The organism is Mycobacterium sp. E1715, from assembly GCF_001667625.1.
In the GTDB taxonomy this organism is placed as follows: Bacteria; Actinomycetota; Actinomycetes; order Mycobacteriales; family Mycobacteriaceae; genus Mycobacterium.
This window is the reverse complement of the sequence record NZ_LZJJ01000217.1, coordinates 1-17,801: the sequence shown is the minus strand read 5'-3', so window position 1 is coordinate 17,801 and position 17,801 is coordinate 1. Positions and strand designations below refer to the sequence as shown.

At 68.7% G+C, this 17,801-nt stretch carries 15 protein-coding genes, 1 other RNA gene and 2 pseudogenes; 9 read left to right on the top strand and 9 right to left on the bottom strand.

What is annotated here, in order from left to right; genetic code table 11:
- Nucleotides 1-177, bottom strand: a pseudogene (locus A9X03_RS28425) (reverse transcriptase-like protein); the annotation flags it as partial.
- On the opposite strand from A9X03_RS28425, the pseudogene A9X03_RS12130 reads away from it, so the two are divergent.
- The 3 genes and pseudogenes from A9X03_RS12130 to A9X03_RS12120 all read left to right on the top strand — a co-directional run.
- Nucleotides 167-1,054 (top strand): annotated as a pseudogene (locus A9X03_RS12130) (bifunctional RNase H/acid phosphatase); the annotation flags it as partial. The pseudogenes A9X03_RS28425 and A9X03_RS12130 sit on opposite strands and share 11 nt — an antisense overlap.
- Before the next feature lie 19 nt (nt 1,055-1,073).
- Nucleotides 1,074-1,655: a TetR-like C-terminal domain-containing protein gene (locus tag A9X03_RS12125; protein WP_067757957.1), complete on the top strand. Its 582-nt coding sequence runs from the start codon at nt 1,074-1,076 to the stop codon at nt 1,653-1,655.
- A 21-nt stretch (nt 1,656-1,676) separates the two neighbouring features.
- A complete protein-coding gene (locus tag A9X03_RS12120) occupies nt 1,677-1,877 on the top strand; it encodes a hypothetical protein (RefSeq protein WP_068261216.1) in 201 nt (66 codons plus the stop codon).
- Between the two features lie 3 nt (nt 1,878-1,880).
- On the opposite strand, the gene A9X03_RS12115 is transcribed toward A9X03_RS12120, so the two are convergent.
- The 4 genes from A9X03_RS12115 to A9X03_RS12100 are packed head-to-tail and all read right to left on the bottom strand — an operon-like array spanning nt 1,881 to nt 5,553.
- Nucleotides 1,881-3,392 carry a molybdopterin-dependent oxidoreductase gene (locus A9X03_RS12115; RefSeq protein WP_068261227.1) on the bottom strand — a complete coding sequence of 504 codons (1,512 nt, stop codon included), beginning with the start codon at nt 3,390-3,392 and terminating at the stop codon, nt 1,881-1,883.
- Between the two features lie 44 nt (nt 3,393-3,436).
- Nucleotides 3,437-3,631: a ferredoxin gene (locus A9X03_RS12110; protein WP_067757963.1), complete on the bottom strand. Its 195-nt coding sequence runs from the start codon at nt 3,629-3,631 to the stop codon at nt 3,437-3,439.
- A complete protein-coding gene (locus A9X03_RS12105) occupies nt 3,628-4,797 on the bottom strand; it encodes a cytochrome P450 (protein ID WP_068261214.1) in 1,170 nt (389 codons plus the stop codon). The genes A9X03_RS12110 and A9X03_RS12105 overlap by 4 nt, the downstream gene beginning before the upstream one ends.
- Before the next feature lie 45 nt (nt 4,798-4,842).
- Complete coding sequence (locus A9X03_RS12100) at nt 4,843-5,553, bottom strand: 2OG-Fe(II) oxygenase (RefSeq protein WP_067783643.1); 711 nt, start codon at nt 5,551-5,553, stop codon at nt 4,843-4,845.
- A gap of 102 nt (nt 5,554-5,655) precedes the next feature.
- Between A9X03_RS12100 and rnpB the strand changes: the two genes are divergently transcribed.
- Nucleotides 5,656-6,056: RNase P RNA component class A (gene rnpB / locus A9X03_RS12095), an RNA gene on the top strand.
- Between the two features lie 6 nt (nt 6,057-6,062).
- Here rnpB and A9X03_RS12090 read toward each other — a convergent pair.
- The 3 genes from A9X03_RS12090 to panB form a co-directional block, all read right to left on the bottom strand.
- Entirely contained in the window at nt 6,063-7,592 is a 1,530-nt protein-coding gene (locus A9X03_RS12090) for a CYTH and CHAD domain-containing protein (RefSeq protein ID WP_068261211.1), read from the bottom strand.
- Nucleotides 7,593-7,742: 150 nt separating this feature from the next.
- Nucleotides 7,743-8,924, bottom strand: a complete 1,182-nt coding sequence (locus A9X03_RS12085) for a 1,4-beta-xylanase (RefSeq protein WP_068261208.1) — start codon at nt 8,922-8,924, stop codon at nt 7,743-7,745.
- A gap of 130 nt (nt 8,925-9,054) precedes the next feature.
- Complete coding sequence (gene panB / locus A9X03_RS12080; RefSeq protein WP_068261224.1) at nt 9,055-9,900, bottom strand: 3-methyl-2-oxobutanoate hydroxymethyltransferase; 846 nt, start codon at nt 9,898-9,900, stop codon at nt 9,055-9,057.
- 132 nt (nt 9,901-10,032) lie between these two features.
- On the opposite strand from panB, the gene A9X03_RS12075 reads away from it, so the two are divergent.
- The 5 genes from A9X03_RS12075 to A9X03_RS12055 all read left to right on the top strand — a co-directional run bounded on the left by A9X03_RS12075 (nt 10,033) and on the right by A9X03_RS12055 (nt 16,188).
- Nucleotides 10,033-11,424, top strand: a complete 1,392-nt coding sequence (locus tag A9X03_RS12075; protein ID WP_068261206.1) for a wax ester/triacylglycerol synthase family O-acyltransferase — start codon at nt 10,033-10,035, stop codon at nt 11,422-11,424.
- Nucleotides 11,425-11,481: 57 nt separating this feature from the next.
- A complete protein-coding gene (locus A9X03_RS12070) occupies nt 11,482-13,038 on the top strand; it encodes an alpha/beta hydrolase (protein ID WP_068015955.1) in 1,557 nt (518 codons plus the stop codon).
- 106 nt (nt 13,039-13,144) lie between these two features.
- Nucleotides 13,145-14,707 carry an alpha/beta hydrolase gene (locus tag A9X03_RS12065; RefSeq protein WP_156736504.1) on the top strand — a complete coding sequence of 521 codons (1,563 nt, stop codon included), beginning with the start codon at nt 13,145-13,147 and terminating at the stop codon, nt 14,705-14,707.
- A gap of 169 nt (nt 14,708-14,876) precedes the next feature.
- Nucleotides 14,877-15,776 (top strand): tyrosine-type recombinase/integrase, encoded by a 900-nt coding sequence (locus A9X03_RS12060; protein ID WP_082974479.1) that lies wholly within the window; start codon nt 14,877-14,879, stop codon nt 15,774-15,776.
- 145 nt (nt 15,777-15,921) lie between these two features.
- Nucleotides 15,922-16,188 (top strand): hypothetical protein, encoded by a 267-nt coding sequence (locus A9X03_RS12055; protein WP_068261218.1) that lies wholly within the window; start codon nt 15,922-15,924, stop codon nt 16,186-16,188.
- Nucleotides 16,189-17,352: 1,164 nt separating this feature from the next.
- Here A9X03_RS12055 and A9X03_RS28420 read toward each other — a convergent pair.
- Nucleotides 17,353-17,769: an AAA family ATPase gene (locus A9X03_RS28420; RefSeq protein WP_082974478.1), complete on the bottom strand. Its 417-nt coding sequence runs from the start codon at nt 17,767-17,769 to the stop codon at nt 17,353-17,355.
- Nucleotides 17,770-17,801 lie beyond the last annotated feature (32 nt).

Genomic DNA, 17,801 nt, shown 5'->3' with positions numbered 1-17,801 from the left:
CGTTCGGGCCTGGCCGTGCAGTTCGACCAGGTCGGGATGCTTGACCTTCCACCGCCCCGACATCTGCTCCACCAACAGCTTGGAATCCAGGAAGACCGCGGCCTCGGTGGCGCCGAGTTGCAGGGCGTCCTCCAAACCGGCCAGCAGTCCACGGTATTCGGCGACGTTGTTGGTGGAGCAGATGTCGGGGCGGTGGAAGGTCAAGCATCCCGACCTGGTCGAACTGCACGGCCAGGCCCGAACGCTGGCGGCGCGGTTCGACCGGGTCAGCTACACATGGATTCCGCGTGAGCGCAACTCCTACGCCGACCGGCTGGCCAACGAGGCGATGGACGCGGCGGCCGCCGGCGGCCTGGCGGAAGAACCCGAGGAGCGCGCGGCCGAGCCCCCGAAAACCGTTGTGCCGCAATCCCCGCAGGCGCCAGGCTGGACAGGCGCGCGCGGCACGCCGACCAGGCTGCTGTTGCTGCGGCACGGCCAGACCGAGCTGTCGGCGCAGCGCCGCTATTCGGGTCGCGGCAATCCGGCGCTCACCGGGGTGGGTCGCCGCCAGGCGGACGCCGCGGCGCGATATCTGGCCGAGCGCGGCGGGATCTCGGCGGTGTTCGCCTCGCCCCTGCAGCGGGCCTACGACACCGCGGCCCGGGCGGCCAAGGCGCTCGGCCTGGATGTGACCGTCGACGACGACTTGATCGAGACGGATTTCGGCGCGTGGGAGGGGCTGACCTTCGGCGAGGCCGCCGAGCGCGACCCGGAGCTGCACGGCCGCTGGCTGCGTGACACCGGCACCACCCCGCCGGGCGGTGAGAGCTTCGACGACGTGCTCGACCGGGTGGTGCGGGCCCGCGAACGGATCATCGCCGCGCACCCCGGCACGACGGTGCTGGTGGTGTCGCACGTGACGCCGATCAAGATGCTGCTGCGGTTGGCGCTGGAGGCCGGGCCGGGCATCCTCTATCGCCTGCACCTCGATCTGGCGTCGCTGAGCATCGCCGAGTTCTATTCTGACGGGGCCTCGTCCGTGCGCCTGGTGAACCAAACCGGGTACCTCTAGCCGGGGTAAGGAGACGTCGATGCAGCCGTCCGAGCCGATCCGTGAATCCGTCCCCGCGGATGTCCGGGCACGGGTGATGCCGGCGGTGCTCGACGAGCTGGCGCGCTGGGGTCTCGAGCGGTTCAGCATCGAGGCGCTGGCCGAGCGGCACCGCATCGACGCGGCCATGGTGTACCGGTACTGGGAGGATCGGCGCCAACTCATCGTGGATGCGGTGCTCTCCGACCTGGAGAGCGAGAGCGCGGGGACCGACACCGGGTCGCTGCGCGGCGACCTGGAGGCCCTGGCCCGCAACGTGACGAACCGGATCAACACCGAGGTCGGCCGCACAATACTGCGCGCGCTGGTGATGGACACCCGCGGCGGGCACGACGAAGCCACCCGGGTGAGATTTTGGATGGTGCATTTCGCCGCCGTGCGCGCAATCGTGGACCGGGCCAGGGAGCGCGGCGAGCTGCGCGAGGGCGTCGACACCCTGGCCGCCGTTCAGATCGTGCTGGCGCCGCTCAACATTCGCGCCCTGTACTCCGATGTTCCCGTCGACGACGGCTATTGCGCGGCCATCGTCGACATGGCGTGGCACGCCCTGGCCCGCCGCTGAGCCCGGTCGTACCATCCGCCTATGAGAAGGACAGCGGTCGCGACATTGGCCTTGGGTGTGATCGTCGCGTTGTTCGGTTTGATCTGGGCGCTGCAGGGATTCGGGGTGCTTGGCGGCAGCCCGATGAGCAACACCACAACCTGGTCCGTCATCGGTCCCATCACGGCGGTGATCGGCATCGTGATCGCGGTGCTCAGCTGGCGGAAGCTGTCGTCGAGGTAGGCGTCAGGCCGCGGTGACGGTGAAGTCCACCGTGTGCCAGCCGGTGGCGCCGTCGGGGACGCTGGCGGCCCTGTCCGACGTCTGGGTGGCCCCGGTGTTGTCGGTGGCGCGCACCGTGATGGTGTGCCGCCCAGGGTCTTTCGCCTGCCAGGGGAAGCTCCACAGCCGCCACGTCTCGTTGGAGTAGCTGGCGCCCTGTTCGGCGGCCTGCCAGGCGCCGTCGTCGACGCGGACTTCCACGGACCGCACGCCGCGATTCTGCGCCCACGCCACGCCGCCGAAAACCACGGGACCCACCGGCACCCGCTGGCCGCTTTTCGGCACGTCGATCCGCGACTCGGTCTTGACGGGCGCGCGCGCCGCCCAGCCCTGCCGCGTCCAATACGCCTCCGCCTTGTCGAAGCGGGTCAGCTCCATGTCGACGACCCACTTGGTGGCCGACACGTACCCGTAGAGCCCGGGCACCACCAGCCGGGCCGGATAGCCATGCTCGATGGGCAGGGGCTCACCGTTGAGGGCGACCGCCAGCAGCGCGTCGCGGCCATCGGTGAGCGCGTCCACCGGCGTTCCCGCGGTGAACCCGTCGATCGACGTCGAGAGCACCATGTCGGCTTCCGGACGCACACCGGCCGCGGCCAACAGATCGGCCACGCGATAGCCCGTCCAAACGCCGGTCGAAATGAGATTGCCGCCAACGGGATTGGACACGCAGGTGAGCGTCGCCACCTTTTCGACCACCTCAAAGCCGGTCAGGTCGGCGAAGCCGTAGGTGGCGTCCCGGTTCACCATGCCGTGGATGCGCAGCCGCCAGTCGGAGTGACTGAGTTGGGGGACGCTGAGCGCGGTGTCCACCCGGTAGAAGTCGGCGCTGGGGGTGACAAAGCTCGGCAGCGCAACGCCTTTCGGCTGCACATCCGGGGGTATCGGGGGCGCCGGGGTGCGCGGTTTGGGCAGCGCGAAGCTGATGCGGTCGGCGGCGACCGAATGCGCCAACCGCGTGATGACCGCGCCCGCAACGCCACTCACCACGCCGAATCCGAGTACCCCGAGCACGACCAACCGGCGCCTGCCGGCATCCGGCTCGTCGTGGTCGCCGGTGTCTTCGGGGACCGGGCGTAGGCGGCGGGTGAGCAGGCGCAGGGCGGCGACGCCGCAGGCGGCGCCGGCGAGGGTCGGGATGGTGTCGAGCGCCGTCGCGCCCGGCCGCGACAGCACCGCGACGCAGCCGAGCGCGCCCGCCGCGGCGATCACGGCGCTCCCGACCGGGCGGCGCGGAGTCTCGAACGTCCCGGCGATGGCGGCGATCGCGGCGATCACCACCAGCACGGCCGCGGCGAGGAAGAGTTTGTCCAACGAGCCCAGCGTCTGAATCGCCCACTCCTTGACCGGGCCGGGTGTCAGGTCGACGACGGCCGCGCCGATCGCGGCCCGCGCGTCGGCCCGCGCACCGAACGGGATGCCCACCAGCTGGGCCACCCCGAGCGCGACCGATGCGGCGGCGACCCCCGCGATCATCCGATCGTTGGACGGCGCGGTCGCCACCGGATTCACTTTGGGTCTCAACGGGTCAGGGAGATGGCGCCTTCGGGGCAGTTTTGCTCCGCGGTGACGGCCTGGGCCTCGAGTTCACCGGAGACGTCGCCGACGAGCACGACGGAGTGGCCCACCTCGTCGGCGTCGAAGACGTCGGGCGCCAGCGTGTAGCAGCGGCCGTGCCCGGTGCAGCGGTCGGCGTCCACCGAGACGCGGGTCATGACGTCGGAAATACCAGCGGCAGCGCCTCCACCGAGCGCAGCGCGGCGGTGTAGGTCAACTGGGTGCCGGGCCTGATCTCGTAATCCGGTATGCGGCGATGGAATTCGCGCAGGGCCACCCGCAGCTCCATGCGGGCCAGGTGGGAGCCGAGACACCGGTGCGGACCACCGCCGAACGCGCGGTGCCGGTTCGGGTTGCGGGTGAAGTCCACCAGCTCCGGGTCGGCGAACTCGGCGGGGTCGGTGTTGGCCGCCCCCAGCAGCGGGCTGACCCGCTCGCCCTTGCTGATCGGACACCCGCCCACCTCGACGTCCTGAACGGCGACCCGGGCGACGCCCGGCACCGGTGTCTCCCAGCGCAACAACTCCTCGACGGCGCTGGGCAGCACGTCGGGCTGCTCGACCAGCTGGCGACGGTGCTCGGGATGGCGGGCCAGGTAGACGAAGAAGCAGTCGAGCGAGTCGGTGACGGTGTCCAGGCCGGCGATCAGGAACAAGAAGCAGATGTCCAGGAGTTCCTCGCGCGACAGCGGCTGGCCGGCGATTTCGGCCGCGATCATCGCCGACAGCACGTCGTCGCGGGGGCTGGCGATGTGGTCGTCGATGGCGCGGTCGAAGTAGTCGTAGATTTGTTGGGCGACCGCGGCGGAGCTCTCGTGGCGGCGGTCGAAGCCGGAGTCCCCCTCCGGGCGGATCACCCCGTCCTTCCATTCCAGGAACTTGTCGAGGTCTTCCAGCGGCAACCCGAGCAACTGCAGGAAAACGGTGCAGGGCAGGGGCACCGCGAACTCGGCGTGAAAGTCGCATTCGCCCCGGTCGGCGAAGCGATCGATCATCTCGTTCACCAGCTCGGTGACGCGGGGTTCGCGGCGGGCCATCTCCCGCGGGGTGAACAGCGGGTCGAGGATGCGGCGATACTTCGCATGTTCGGGCGGGTCGATCTGCAGGGGGATCAGGGGCCGCACATTGCCCAGATCGACCGCGTCCATGTTCGACGAGAACAGTTCCGTGTGTTTGAGCGCCATCTCGATGTCGGCCAACCGGCTCAGAACGACCGCCTGCGGCGACCGGAACACCGGACTCGATTCGCGCAACGCCTTGTACATCGGCTGCGGTTCCGCGAGACCCGTCACCGTCTGGTCGACGAACCCTTCGGTATCTGTCATCTGGTCAGACTGGCACCAACACCCCGGTTGGGCAATGGTCTTCCCTCAGGCCGCGTCGTGGAAGATCAGCCCCATGGCGAAGCGTTCGCCGGACCGCACGACCGAGACACCGTGGCGCACCGGCGCCGCGGACCAGCCGCGGCTCGACGGCACCGGCCGCTCACGCGTGGTGAAAACGAACCCGTGACCCTGCGGCAATTGGGTTGCCGTGCCGCGGGATTGCGCACGCGCCCGCTGTTCCACTAGCAGGAATTCGCCGCCGGTGTAATCGGTGTCGGGATGGCTGAGGTTGATCACCACCTGCAGTGGAAAGACCAAGTCGCCGTAGAGGTCTCGGTGCAGGGCATTCCAGTCGCCGGGGCCGTACCTGAGCATCAGCGCGGTGGACCTGGTCTGGCCTGCCGCGTGGCAGCTGGCCAGCCAATCGTCGAGGCTGTCCGGCCACGGCGCGTCGCGGCGCAGCTTGCCCCACCAGTCGCGGGCTATCGGCAACAGCCTCGGGTACAGCGCTTGTTTGAGCTCCTCGATGGGGTCGGGATAGGGGGCGTGGAAGTAGCGATACTGCCCGGCGCCGTACCGCCTGGGCGCCATGTCGATGGTCGAGCGGAACAGGCCGTCGTCGTCGTAGAGCTTGCGGAGCCGGGCCGCCTCGCCGTCGGTGATCAACCGCGGCAGCAGCGCCCCGCCGTACTCGTCGAGCGTGGCGGCGATGGCGTCCCATTCGCCGGCGTCGACGCGCTTCTTCCACCGGGACATCGGCGTCCTTCCCTGTGCCTGCCTGCGTGGTCCACGATAGGGCCGGCGCGCGATGGTTGCTGGCCCCGGGATCGCGCGGGTAGTACCGTGGATCGTCGCGGACGAGTTGGCCGGGCGGCCGCGGACCGCCGCACGGCGGTTCGAGGAAAGTCCGGACTTCACAGAGCAGGGTGATTGCTAACGGCAATCCGAGGTGACTCGCGGGACAGTGCCACAGAAAACAGACCGCCACCCTCGCGGTGGTAAGGGTGAAACGGTGCGGTAAGAGCGCACCAGCATCCCGGGTGACCGGGGTGGCTAGGCAAACCCCACCCGAAGCAAGGCCAAGAAGGCCGCGCCGTGAGGCGCGGCCGCGCAGGCGTTCGAGGGCTGCTCGCCCGAGCCTGCGGGTAGGCCGCTCGAGGCACCCGGCAACGGTGTGTCCAGATGGATGGTCGCCGCTGCGCGTCCCCGGTCTCCGGTGGCGCGCGGAACAGAATCCGGCTTACAGGCCAACTCGTCCGCCCCGCTCAGCGCTGTGCCTTGCGCACCGCCTTGGCGAGCTTGCGCAACGCGTCGTCGAGCTGTTGCTCGCACCGCTCGGCCAGGTCGGCCTCCTGCTGGAAGAGCAGGCCGTAGGTGAAGGTGTCCTCGGCGGCGGCGTGCGCGGCTTCGGATTCATGCCGCAGGTGCTCCCGGCTGACCACGCTGTCCTGGTGGTCGCCGAGCAGTGACTGGACCGCCTTCGCTTGTTCGGACACCTTGTCCTCACCGGTGGCCGCGGCGGTGTAGCGAAGGCGCTTGGCCCGCTTGCGGATCCGGTGGATCGCCTCGTCGCGCTCGTGCGGATGGTCGGGGTGGTCTTCGTCGACCTGGGCTGCGGCCTTGGCGGCCTTGCGCACCTTCTTGTAGGCGGAGTCGATGGTGACCGGGGCGTGCTCCTCGCCCGTCGCGCTGCCGGGCGGTTGGGCCGCGATCTCATCGAGGGCGTCGAGCAGGCGGAAGTAGCGCTGCGACCGCATGGCCATCAGCGACCGGCGCAGCCCGGTCTGGTAGCGGCGCTGGGCGCCGCCGACCAGGCGCTCGTGCACCGGTCCGCGCACCAGATCCGCTGTCAGTCCGTCTAATTCGCGCTCGTAACGCTCCGCGAGCACCTCGGCGTCGCGGGCGACGCCGAGGATGCCGGCCAGTTCGCGCAGTTCGTCGAGGACCCAGCCGTCGTCGGGCAATCCGAACGACTCCTGGTAGTCGCGCAGCAGGCTGCGCAGCTTGCGGGTGGTGACCCGCATCTGGTGGATGGAATCGAAGGCGTCGGCCCGCACGGCGCGGTCCCACACCAGCAGTTCGCGGATCTGCGCGGCCACCGCGCGCTGCAGCGGGTGCTCGGCGGGGTCGGCGTCGGGTTGCGGTGTCGTGCCGAGCACCCGGGCCAGCTTGGAGGCGTGGCCGGCGGGTGCGGCGCCGGCGTCCAGCAGCCGGTTACCCAGCCGGTCGAGCAGCTCGGTGTCCGGTGTCCCGCCGGACTCGACGAGCTCGAGTTCCCATTCGCGCCACTCCTGCTGGGTGGGTTCCAGGTCGGCGTCCTCGGAGGTACGGGCCGACCACGCGGTGACGTGGTCGTTGCTGAACTCGGCCAACGGCGCGCCGTCGGCGGCGTACAACACCTGGCTTTCGCGCCGGGTGGTGATGCGCGCGACCGGCACGAGGGGGCGGTCGCGGACGATCGCCAGCACGACGTCCACCAGCTCCTCCGGCACCGCGTCGGCCCCGGACGCGTCCAGCGGCATCCGGACCTCGGTGCGCGCCTCGGGACCGGTGGGCAGCTTCAGGTGCCATCCCGCGTCGGTGCCACCGGTGCGGCGGCGCAGGGTGACCTTGTTGCGGGCGAGGTCCTGGTTGGGCGTGTCGAAGTACGTCGCGTCCAGCGTCTGGGTCGGCGACTTGTCGACGTGCGCCACCGCGGCAATGCCTTCGAACGAGGGTGACACGGCGGACTCGCCGACATCGAACTTGCGCTCGACCTCTAAATGACGGGAGGTCTGTGGCGCTTTTGCAGGCATTTTCGGCTCCGTTGAGGGCGCGTCGCCGCGGCCTTGAACGTCGGGGACTTTGGTGATGGGCTCCCATAGCCTGCCATACCGCGGTTACGCGAATGGCGGCGATCGCCGCCGCGCGCCGTGGGCCGGCCGTCGAGAATCGGGGTCGGTAGATCAGCCGGGCGACGGATCTTCGCGCAGGTGCATCGCCAGGCCGCCCAGCTCGCGAATCGCCTGAACCTCGGGATCGCGGAAGGGCCGTCCGTCGGGCGCCAGCAGGTCGTGGAACCACTCGGCCGGCACGGTGGGGTAGGGGTGCTCCCATGAGTCCCAGGGGAATACGGTCTGGGTTTTCCCGGCGACCAGTCCCCAGTTGAACGCGCCGACGTTGTGACGCTTGGCGACGGGCAGGATGCCCTCCACGGTGCTGCCCAACGACCGGGCCATGTATTCGGTGCACAGGATCGGGCGCCCTTGGGGTGTGAGCTCGGCGATGCGGCTCTCGAACTCTCCCGGCTCGGCGTAGGAGTGGAAGGTGATGACGTCGGAGTTGTCCAGCTGGATGCCGCTGATCACGCTGCGCCGCCCGGCGTCGGCCCACTCGCCGTCCCAGACGCCGCTGGTGAGCGGCTGGGACGGATCGACCGAGCGGGCCCAGCCGAAGACTTGGGGGAGCAGGTCGGCGACGAGGTCGAGCTTGTCGTCCCGCTCGGCCGAGCGGTAGTACTTCGACGGATTGTCGGGCTCGTTCCACAGGTCCCAGCCCAAAACGCGGTCGTCGCTGCGGAACTGCGTCAGCACCCCTGTGACGTAGCCGCGCAGGGTCTGGACGTAGCCGCGGTCACCGAGGCGCTCCGCGCCCGGGCTCTGTACCCAGCCGGAGTTGTGTACGCCGGGCGTCGGGGCGCGCTGCGGACCGGCTTCGGGGCGGGGATCCCAGCAGGAGTCGAACAAGACGAACAGCGGCTTGATGTCGTGGCGCGCCGCGATGTCGACGAACTGGGCGACGCGGGCCTGGAATCCCCGACGGTCCTGCGTCCACAGCTGGTCGTGCAGGAAGACGCGCACCGATTTGAGCCCGTTGGCGCGGGCCCAGCCCAGCTCGGTGTCGATGCGTCGGGCGTCGAACGTGTCCGGCTGAAACATCTCCAGCTGGTTGATCGCGTTCGACGTGATGTAGTTCGCGCCGACCGGCCAGCCCTGCGCCTGATACCAGCGGTTGGCGCGCTCGGCGGACCAGCGGGCCGCCTGCGGAGAGGTGCCGGGCGCGGGCTGCGCCGCCGCGCGTGGTGCTTTGGCCAGTGCGGCGCCTCCTGCCAGTAGCAGCGGTATCTTCAGCACCGTGCGGCGGTGCACGAAGTCACCGCGAGTCCCCCGGTCGATGTGCTCACCCTTGCTCTCGGAGTCGAGACCTTACCCAAGAGCAATCGTACCCGCCTGCCACACAACGAGTTTCGGTTTTGGTGGCCAGCGGCCCCGGAATTTGTCAGAAGCAGTGCTCGTCGGCGGGAAAAGCGCCCTCGGCCACCTCTTGCGCATATTGCATTGCGGCCCGCTGCAATTCTCCACCGATGTCGGCGAACCGCTTGACGAAGCGGGCCGCCTTGCCGCTGCTGACGCCGGCCATGTCCTGCCAGACCAGTACCTGGCCGTCGCAGTTCGGGCCCGCCCCGATGCCGATCGTCGGGATGGTCAGCTTGCCGGTGATCTGGGTGGCGAGTTCGGCGGGCACCATCTCCATCACGACGGAGAACGCACCGGCTTCGGCGACCGCGATCGCGTCGGCGACGGTCTGTTCCGCTCCGTCGCCGCGGCCCTGCACCCGGAAGCCGCCCAGGCTGTTCACGCTTTGCGGCGTGAACCCGATGTGGGCCATCACGGGGATGCCCGCCGCGGTGAGGCAGGCGATCTGCTCGGCCACCCGCTCGCCGCCCTCGAGCTTGACGGCGTGCGCGCCGCCCTCCTTCATGAAGCGGGTGGCGGAGGCCAAGGCCGCCGCCGGTCCCGCCTCGTAGCTGCCGAACGGCAGGTCCGCGACGACCAGGGCGTGCCGGGCGCCGCGCACCACGCCGCGCACCAACGGGATCATCTCGTCGATGGAGACGGGCACGGTGGTGTCATAGCCGTAGACGACGTTGGCGGCCGAGTCGCCCACCAGCAGGACCGGAATGCCGGCCTCGTCGAAGATCCGTGCGGTCGAATAGTCGTAGGCCGTGAGCATGGCCCACTTGTGCCCTTCGGCCTTCATCTTCTGCAGGTGGTGGGTGCGGATCTTGGTCAGCGGCTGCGAGTGCTCGGGCGTGCTTGCACCATAAACGTTCTGCTCAGACATCATTGTCCCTAGTGCTGGTCGGGTCGATCCTCGTGGCCCTGATCGGGTCCCCGGGTTCGTCTGACGGTGCCATTCTGCCATCTCCGCTGCGCCGTCGCACCGTCCGTGTGATGTGAGACATACCATGCGGGCATGCAGCGGCTCAGCGGACTCGACGCCAGCTTCCTCTACCTGGAGACCTCGTCGCAGCCCATGCACGTGTGCTCGATCATGGAGCTGGACACCTCGACCATGCCCGGCGGGTACACCTTCGACCGGCTGCGCGACGCGCTGTCGCTCCGCATCAAGGCCATCCCGGAGTTCCGCGAAAAGCTGGCCAACAGCCCGCTGAATCTCGACCATCCGGTCTGGGTCGACGACGAGAACTTCCTCCTTGACCGGCATCTGCACCGCATCGCATTGCCGGCGCCCGGCGGCCGCGCCGAGCTCGCGGAGATCTGCGGTCACATCGCCGAGTCGCCGTTGGACCGGCGCCGCCCGCTGTGGGAGATGTGGGTCATCGAAGGCGTGGCGGGCACCGACTGCCATCGTGACGGGCGGCTGGCGGTGATGACCAAGGTGCACCATGCCGGCGTCGACGGGGTGACCGGCGCCAACCTGATGTCGCAGCTGTGCAGCACCGAAGCCGACGCGCCGCCTCCGGACCCGGCCGGCGGGGTCGGCGGCGCCAGCGGATGGCAGATCGCCGCGGGCGGGCTCGTCCGGTTCGCCGCCCGGCCGCTGCAGCTGGCCAATGTGGTGCCCGACACCGTCTCCTCGGTGGTCGCGACGCTGCGGCGGGCGCTGGAGGGCCAAGCCATGGCGCGGCCGTTCGCCGCGCCGGCGACCGTGTTCAACGCCCGGATCACGGACCGCCGGAACATCGCCTACGCCGAATTGAATCTCGGCGACGTCAAGGCGGTGGAGAACCATTTCGGCGTGAAAGTCAACGACGTGGTGATGGCGCTGGTTTCCGGCGTGCTGCGCCAATTCCTGGCCGACCGAGACGCTTTGCCGGACTCGCCCCTGGTGGCGTCGGTGCCGGTCTCGGTGCACGGCAAATCCGACCGGCCCGGCCGCAACCAGGTGTCGGCGATGTTCTCCAGCCTGCACACCGACATCGCGGATCCCGCGGAGCGCCTCAGGGCCATCGCCCATGCGAATTCGGTTGCCAAGGAACACAGTTCCGCCATCGGCGCCTCGCTGTTGCAGGATTGGACGCAATTCGCGGCGCCCGCCGTTTTCGGCATCGCGATGCGGCTCTACGCCAGGACGCGGTTCACCGACACCATGCCGGTGCACAACCTGGTGGTGTCCAACGTGCCTGGCCCGCAGGTCCCGCTGTACATGCTGGGCTGCGAGGTCAAGGCGATGTATCCGCTGGGGCCGATCTTCCACGGGTCCGGACTCAACATCACCGCCATGTCCCTGCAGGGCAAGTTGGACATCGGGTTGCTCTCGTGCCCGGATCTGTTGCCGGACTTGTGGGAGATGGCCGACGAGTTTGCGGTGGCGATGGAAGAGCTGCTGGCGGTCACCCGGTAGCCGGACGGTGGTGCCGCTCATGAGGATCTCAGGTTTCCTCTGGCAGCATATGTTGGCATGGGTCTGTCTCGCCGCGTCAAGGTCGCGCGCACGCTGCTGGTTTGGACAACGGTCGCGGCCGTAGCGCTCCTCCTCGCGGGTTGCGTGCGCGTCGTCGGTGGGCGCGCCGTGCTGGCCGAGCCGAAGCTGGGGCAGGCGGTGGAGTGGACACCGTGCCGTTCGGCGAACCCGAAGGCCAAGATTCCGCCCGGCGCGCTGTGCGGCAAGCTGGCCGTGCCCGTCGACTACAACCACCTCGACGGTGACGTGGCGACGCTGGCGATGATTCGCTTCCCCGCCACCGGGGACAAGGTCGGCTCGTTGGTGATCAACCCCGGCGGTCCCGGCGAATCCGGCATCGAGGCCGCGCTGGGCGTCGTGCAGTCGCTGCCCAAGCGGGTCCGCGAACGGTTCGACCTGGTGGGCTTCGACCCGCGCGGGGTCGGGTCGTCGCGGCCGGCGGTCTGGTGCAACTCCGACGCCGACAACGACCGGCTGCGCACCGAGCCCAACGTCGACTACAGCCCGGCGGGCGTGGCCCACATCGAGGACGAGACCAAAGAATTCGTCGGCCGCTGCGTCGACAAGATGGGCAAGAACTTTCTGGCCAACATCGGCACCGTCAACGTCGCGCGTGATCTGGACGCGATCCGCGCGGCCCTCGGCGACGACAAGCTGACCTACCTCGGCTACTCCTATGGCACGCGGATCGGCTCGGCCTACGCCGAGGCGTACCCGGACAAGGTGCGGGCGATGATCCTCGACGGGGCCGTCGACCCCAACGCCGACCCGATCGAGGCGGACCTGCGGCAGGCCAAAGGATTTCAGGACGCGTTCAACGACTACGCCACCGAGTGCGCGAAGCAACCGACCTGCCCGCTGGGCACCGACCCGGCCAAAGCCGTCGACGTCTACCACAGCCTGGTCGACCCGCTCGTCGACCCCAACAACCCGATGGTCGGCAGGCCGGCGCCGACGAACGACCCACGGGGACTGAGCTATAGCGACGCCATCGTCGGCACCATCATGGCGCTGTACTCGCCGACGTTGTGGCATCACCTGACCGACGGGCTGAGCGAACTGGTCAACCACCGGGGCGACACCCTGCTGGCCCTGGCCGACATGTACATGCGGCGCGACGCGCACGGCCATTACACCAACGCCACCGACGCCCGGGTCGCCATCAACTGCGTCGATCAGCCGCCGATCACCGACCGGGCCAAGGTGATTGACGAAGACCGGCGCTCGCGGGAGATCGCGCCGTTCATGAGCTACGGCACGTTCACCGGCGACGCGCCCCTGGGCACCTGTGCGTTCTGGCCGGTACCGCCGACCAGCAAGCCGCACACCATCTCCGCGCCCGGCCTGGCGCCGACCGTGGTGGTGTCGACCACCCACGACCCGGCGACCCCGTACAAGGCCGGCGTCGATCTGGCCAACCAGCTGCGCAGTTCGCTGCTCACCTACGACGGCACCCAGCACACGGTCGTGTTCCAGGGCGACGGGTGCATCGACAACTACGTCACGGCGTATCTGGTCGGCGGCGCCACGCCCCCCAGCGGGGCAAAGTGCTAGTGCGCGTACGGGTCTGAGTCCGAGCGCAATCCAACGCGCCGGTGCGGCGCAGACGAGACCAAGGCGTAACCGTTTCGCGCCGCTTCGGGTACCGGAGGCTGACACGATGACAGCCATGTCGCGCCTGAGAACCTTGAGCTCGGCGCTGCTGTCATTCGGGCTGTTGGTCGGGCAATCCGCGGTGGGACAGCCGGTGGCGGGCGCCACCCCCGAACCGGGTGCGGGGCAGACCCCGGCACCCAGGCCGTCCGCCGCGACGCCGCAGACCTGGGGGAGTTGCGGTCAATTCGCCACGGACACAAAGGATGTCCCCACCGCGCAGTGCACCACCGTCTCCGTCCCGGTCGACTACGACAATCCCGGTGCGGGACAAGCCAACCTGGCGGTGATCCGCGTCCCGGCGACCGGCCAGCGGATCGGCTCGCTGTTGGTCAACCCGGGCGGCCCCGGCGGGTCGGCGGTCGACATGGTGGCCGGCATGGCGTCGGATCTCGAGAGCTCTCCCATCCGGCGCAACTTCGACCTGGTCGGCTTCGACCCGCGGGGCGTTGGCCACTCGACCCCGGCCCTGCGCTGCCGGACGGACGCCGAGTTCGACGCCTACCGGCGCGAGCCCATGGTCGACTACAGCCCGGCCGGGGTGGCGCACATCGAACAGCTCTACCAACAGGTGGCTCAGCAGTGTGTTTCCCGGATGGGGACCGGGTTTCTGGCCAACGTCGGCACCGCGTCGGTGGCGCGCGACATGGACATGGTCCGCCAGGCGCTGGGCGACGATCAGATCAACTACCTCGGCTACAGCTACGGCACCGAGCTGGGCACCGCGTACCTGGAGCGCTTCGGTGCCCACGTTCGGACGATGGTGCTCGACGGCGCCATCGACCCCACGGTCGGCCCAGTCGACGAAAACGTCCAGCAGATGGCGGGATTCCAAACCGCCTTCAACGACTACGCCGCCGACTGCGCCCGCTCGGCGGGCTGCCCGCTGGGCACCGACCCGGCCCAATTCATCAACCGCTACCACGCGCTGGTCGACCCGCTGGTGGCCAAGCCGGGCCGCACCTCGGACCCTCGCGGCCTGAGCTACGCCGACGCGACCACCGGCACCATCAACGCGCTTTACACCCCGGCGCACTGGAAGTACCTGACCAGTGGGCTGCTCGGGCTGCAGCGCGGCACCGACGCCGGCGACCTGCTGCTACTCGCCGACGACTACGAGGGCCGCGACCGCAGCGGGCACTACACAAACGATCAGGATGCTTTCAATGCGATCCGGTGCGTCGACGCGCCCACGCCGAAGGACTCGGCGAGCTGGGTGTCCGCCGATCAGCGCATCCGTCAGGCGGCCCCGTTCCTGAGCTACGGCCAGTTCACCGGGAACGCGCCCCGCGACCTGTGCGCGCTGTGGCCGGTGCCGGCCACGTCGACGCCGCACGCCGCCTCACCCGCGGCGCCCGGCAAGGTCGTCGTCGTCTCCACCACGCACGACCCCGCCACCCCTTACCAGGCCGGGGTCAACCTGGCGCGCCAGCTGGGCGGGCCGCTGATCACCTACGACGGGACGCAGCACACCGCGGTGTTCAACGGCGACCAGTGCGTGGACTCTGCCGTCACGCGCTACCTCGTCGCGGGCACGCTGCCGCCCCCGGCCTACCGGTGCCAGTCCTGACCGCACTGAGCAGCATGTTTGCAATGTTCGCAATTGTTCCGATCGCGCGTCGGTAACACAGAATTATCTACACTTGTCGACTTCCGGCGAAATACGCTCTGAACTGCGGAAATACTGCATTTTCAGGTGTTCTCAGCACCGCACAGCGTTGCTAGTGTAGGTTAACAGCATGTCCGAAAGTTTGCTGGATCTCGATGTGCTACTCGACTCGTGGTGTCGTCAGCTGCGCGGCGAACGCAAGAGCGTCGAGACGCTGCGCGCCTACCGAGGTGCCGTCGAGACGTTCCTGAAATTCTGCGCCGACACCGCCCGCGCACCGGAGTTGACCAAGGCCAACGTGCTCGCGTGGATCGACACTCAACACGACGCGAAGACGGCCACCGTGCGGCTGAGACTGGCCGGGATCAAACAGTTCGCCAAGTGGCTGGCCGCCGAAGAGGGCTTCGACGCCGACCCCATCGCGGCGATCAAGCCGCCCAAGCTCAAACAAGACGACGTGCCCGATCTGTCGGTGAATGAGCTTCAGCGGATGCTGAAGGTCTGCGACGGACCCTCGTTCCGCGACAAGCGAGACAAGGCCATTCTGATGATGCTCGCCGATACCGGCGCGCGGGCGTCGGAGTTGTTGGCGCTCAACATCACCGACGTGGATCTCGACGAGTGTATGGCGCATATTCACGGCAAGGGCGGCAAGAGTCGACGCGCCCGGTTCTCGCACGGCACGGCGGCAGCGTTGGACCGCTATGTGCGGGCGCGCCGCAGCAGGGTCACACGTCCCACGTCGGGGCCGCTGTGGTTGTCGGTGCGCGGGCAACGTCTGAGTTACACCGGGCTTCGGACCACGCTGCAGGAACGCGCCAGCGATGCCGGGGTGGTCGCGTTTCACGCGCATCGCTTGCGGCACACCATGTCGGTGCGCTGGCTGCGCAGCGGCGGCAGCGAGACCGGGCTGCGCGCGCACGCCGGGTGGTCGAGCAACACGATGATTACCCGCTACGTGAAGGCGGCGTCGGAGCAGTTGGCCGCTGAGGAATTCGATCGACTGAATTTGGGACTCACCGAACTCTGAGCGATTGTCACCGTTTGTCACCGTGTGACCGCGGCTGTCCCCGTGAGTCACTCAAAAGCGTTGTGTGAATAGATAATTCGTTCCTCGGCTCCCGACAGTTTTTGCCCTCTCGGCGTTACGCTGTGCGCGTCGAGAGGTGCTCAACATGCGCAACCCCAACCCCAGATCAGTCGACTCGCTGCAGCACTCGATGGCCTCCGACGTGTCGTGGGCGAACACCATCGACCGCACTGCGCGGACCGCGCCCGCGCGTCGGGCTGCCGACGCTCGTTTCCTAGCGCTGGCCGACGGTGATGTAAAGCGGGCCGAGTCGCTGCGCCGGGCGCATTTCAAGCGGATGGCGCTGAAGTCGATCGCTGTTCGTCAGGCGAAGGCTGCCGCACGTAAGAGCGTCCACGGTGAGACCGTCTGAGGGGTACGGGGCGGTCCCCGAGAATTCGCGCCCACAGGGACTCGCCACCGCCACCGAAACCGGCCTCCCGCGAGGGGCGGTCGGCTTGCCTGATTCTAGCCGCAGCCGACCGGGTGCACTTGCCGTCCGCAGTCGAAGCGTCGTGTCCGACTCTCGGCACCCGGTCGATGTGGCCCTGTCGTGGATCGGGCTGAGCATCGAAGCCCGTGACGTGGTGCGCCGATTGGAGGGGCTGGGGTGAACGCCTACCTGCGGGTCGTCGAGGCGTTGCGCGCCAATGGTTCCCGTGTCAGCGAACGCGGGGACGGCAGGGCGCAAGCGCAGTGCCCGGCCCATGACGACCACAATCCGTCGTTGTCGATTTGGCCGCGCGACGACGGCAAGGGCAGCCAAGTCAAATGCCACGCCCAGTGTGATCTGCCCGCCGTGCTGGCCGCGCTGGGCTTGACCTTCCGCGACCTCTTCGACGATGCCGAGATGCGGGACGCGTTGAGAGGCAACGCGGACTACCGCTATCCCGGTGGCCGGGTCAATCGCCGCCGGACCGGCCCCGACGGGCGGAAACGCTTCACGCAGACAGGTGCTCAGGACAAGTCGCTGTTTTTCGCCGACAAGATCCCGCACGGTTGCCCGCTGGTCTATCTGACCGAGGGGGAGAAAGGCGCGAAAGCGATTTGGGCGATGGGCGGGGTCGCGGTCGCCACCGGGGGTGCGATGCGCAGCTGCGACCCCACCCCGCTACGGGACACGTTGGTCAAGGTCGTGGTGGATCGCGACGCTGCCGGGTTGCGTTGGGCGGAAAGGCAGTCCAAGGCGCTGGCCGGGATCGCTCAGCGGGTGTGTTTTGTGCGCACGCCGCTGAACATTCCGCGCGCTGATGTGGTGGAGCACATCGCTGCCGGGTTGCCGCTGGAACAGCTTGAGGACTTCGACCCTTCCACGGCGACCTATGACTGCGGCGAGTCACCCGGTGAAGTTCCCGCCAAGTCGCGCGGTGAACTTCCCGACGAACCAGCCGACCGAATCGATCGGGTAGCCGACTTCTGCGGGCCGCGCCTCATCGTCGATGTCCCCGACGACGAGATCGACGCCGAGAAACCGAAGGTGTGGAATGCCAAGGACTTGGAGCCTGCCGCGCCGCCGCGCTGGCTTGCCGCTAACCGGCTACCCCGCGCCGCCGTGAGTCTTCTGATCGGCGATGAGGGTATCGGCAAGAGCCTGCTGGGAGTCCTTGACGCTCAGCTCGGGCGGCACGGTATCCAACCAGCAGTCGACGACCACCAGGTCGGGTCTCGGGTCGGCGTTGCGGACCAAACCCATATCGCGGGGGAAGATCGGCGCACCGCTGCCGTCCCGTTCGACGCAGATCACGCGAATCATGTCCAGGTCGGCCCCGGCGACCTTCAACCGGGGTAACACGGCGGTCGACCAATCGTCTTCGGTGATCACCAGCATGACCCGACCGGGGTCGCGGGCGGGAATCCCGAAGCCGGGCAACGGTTTGCCGGTCGTGATGTGTGCGACGATCAGGACCCACAGCAGGCTCTTGCCGATACCCTCATCGCCGATCAGAAGACTCACGGCGGCGCGGGGTAGCCGGTTAGCGGCAAGCC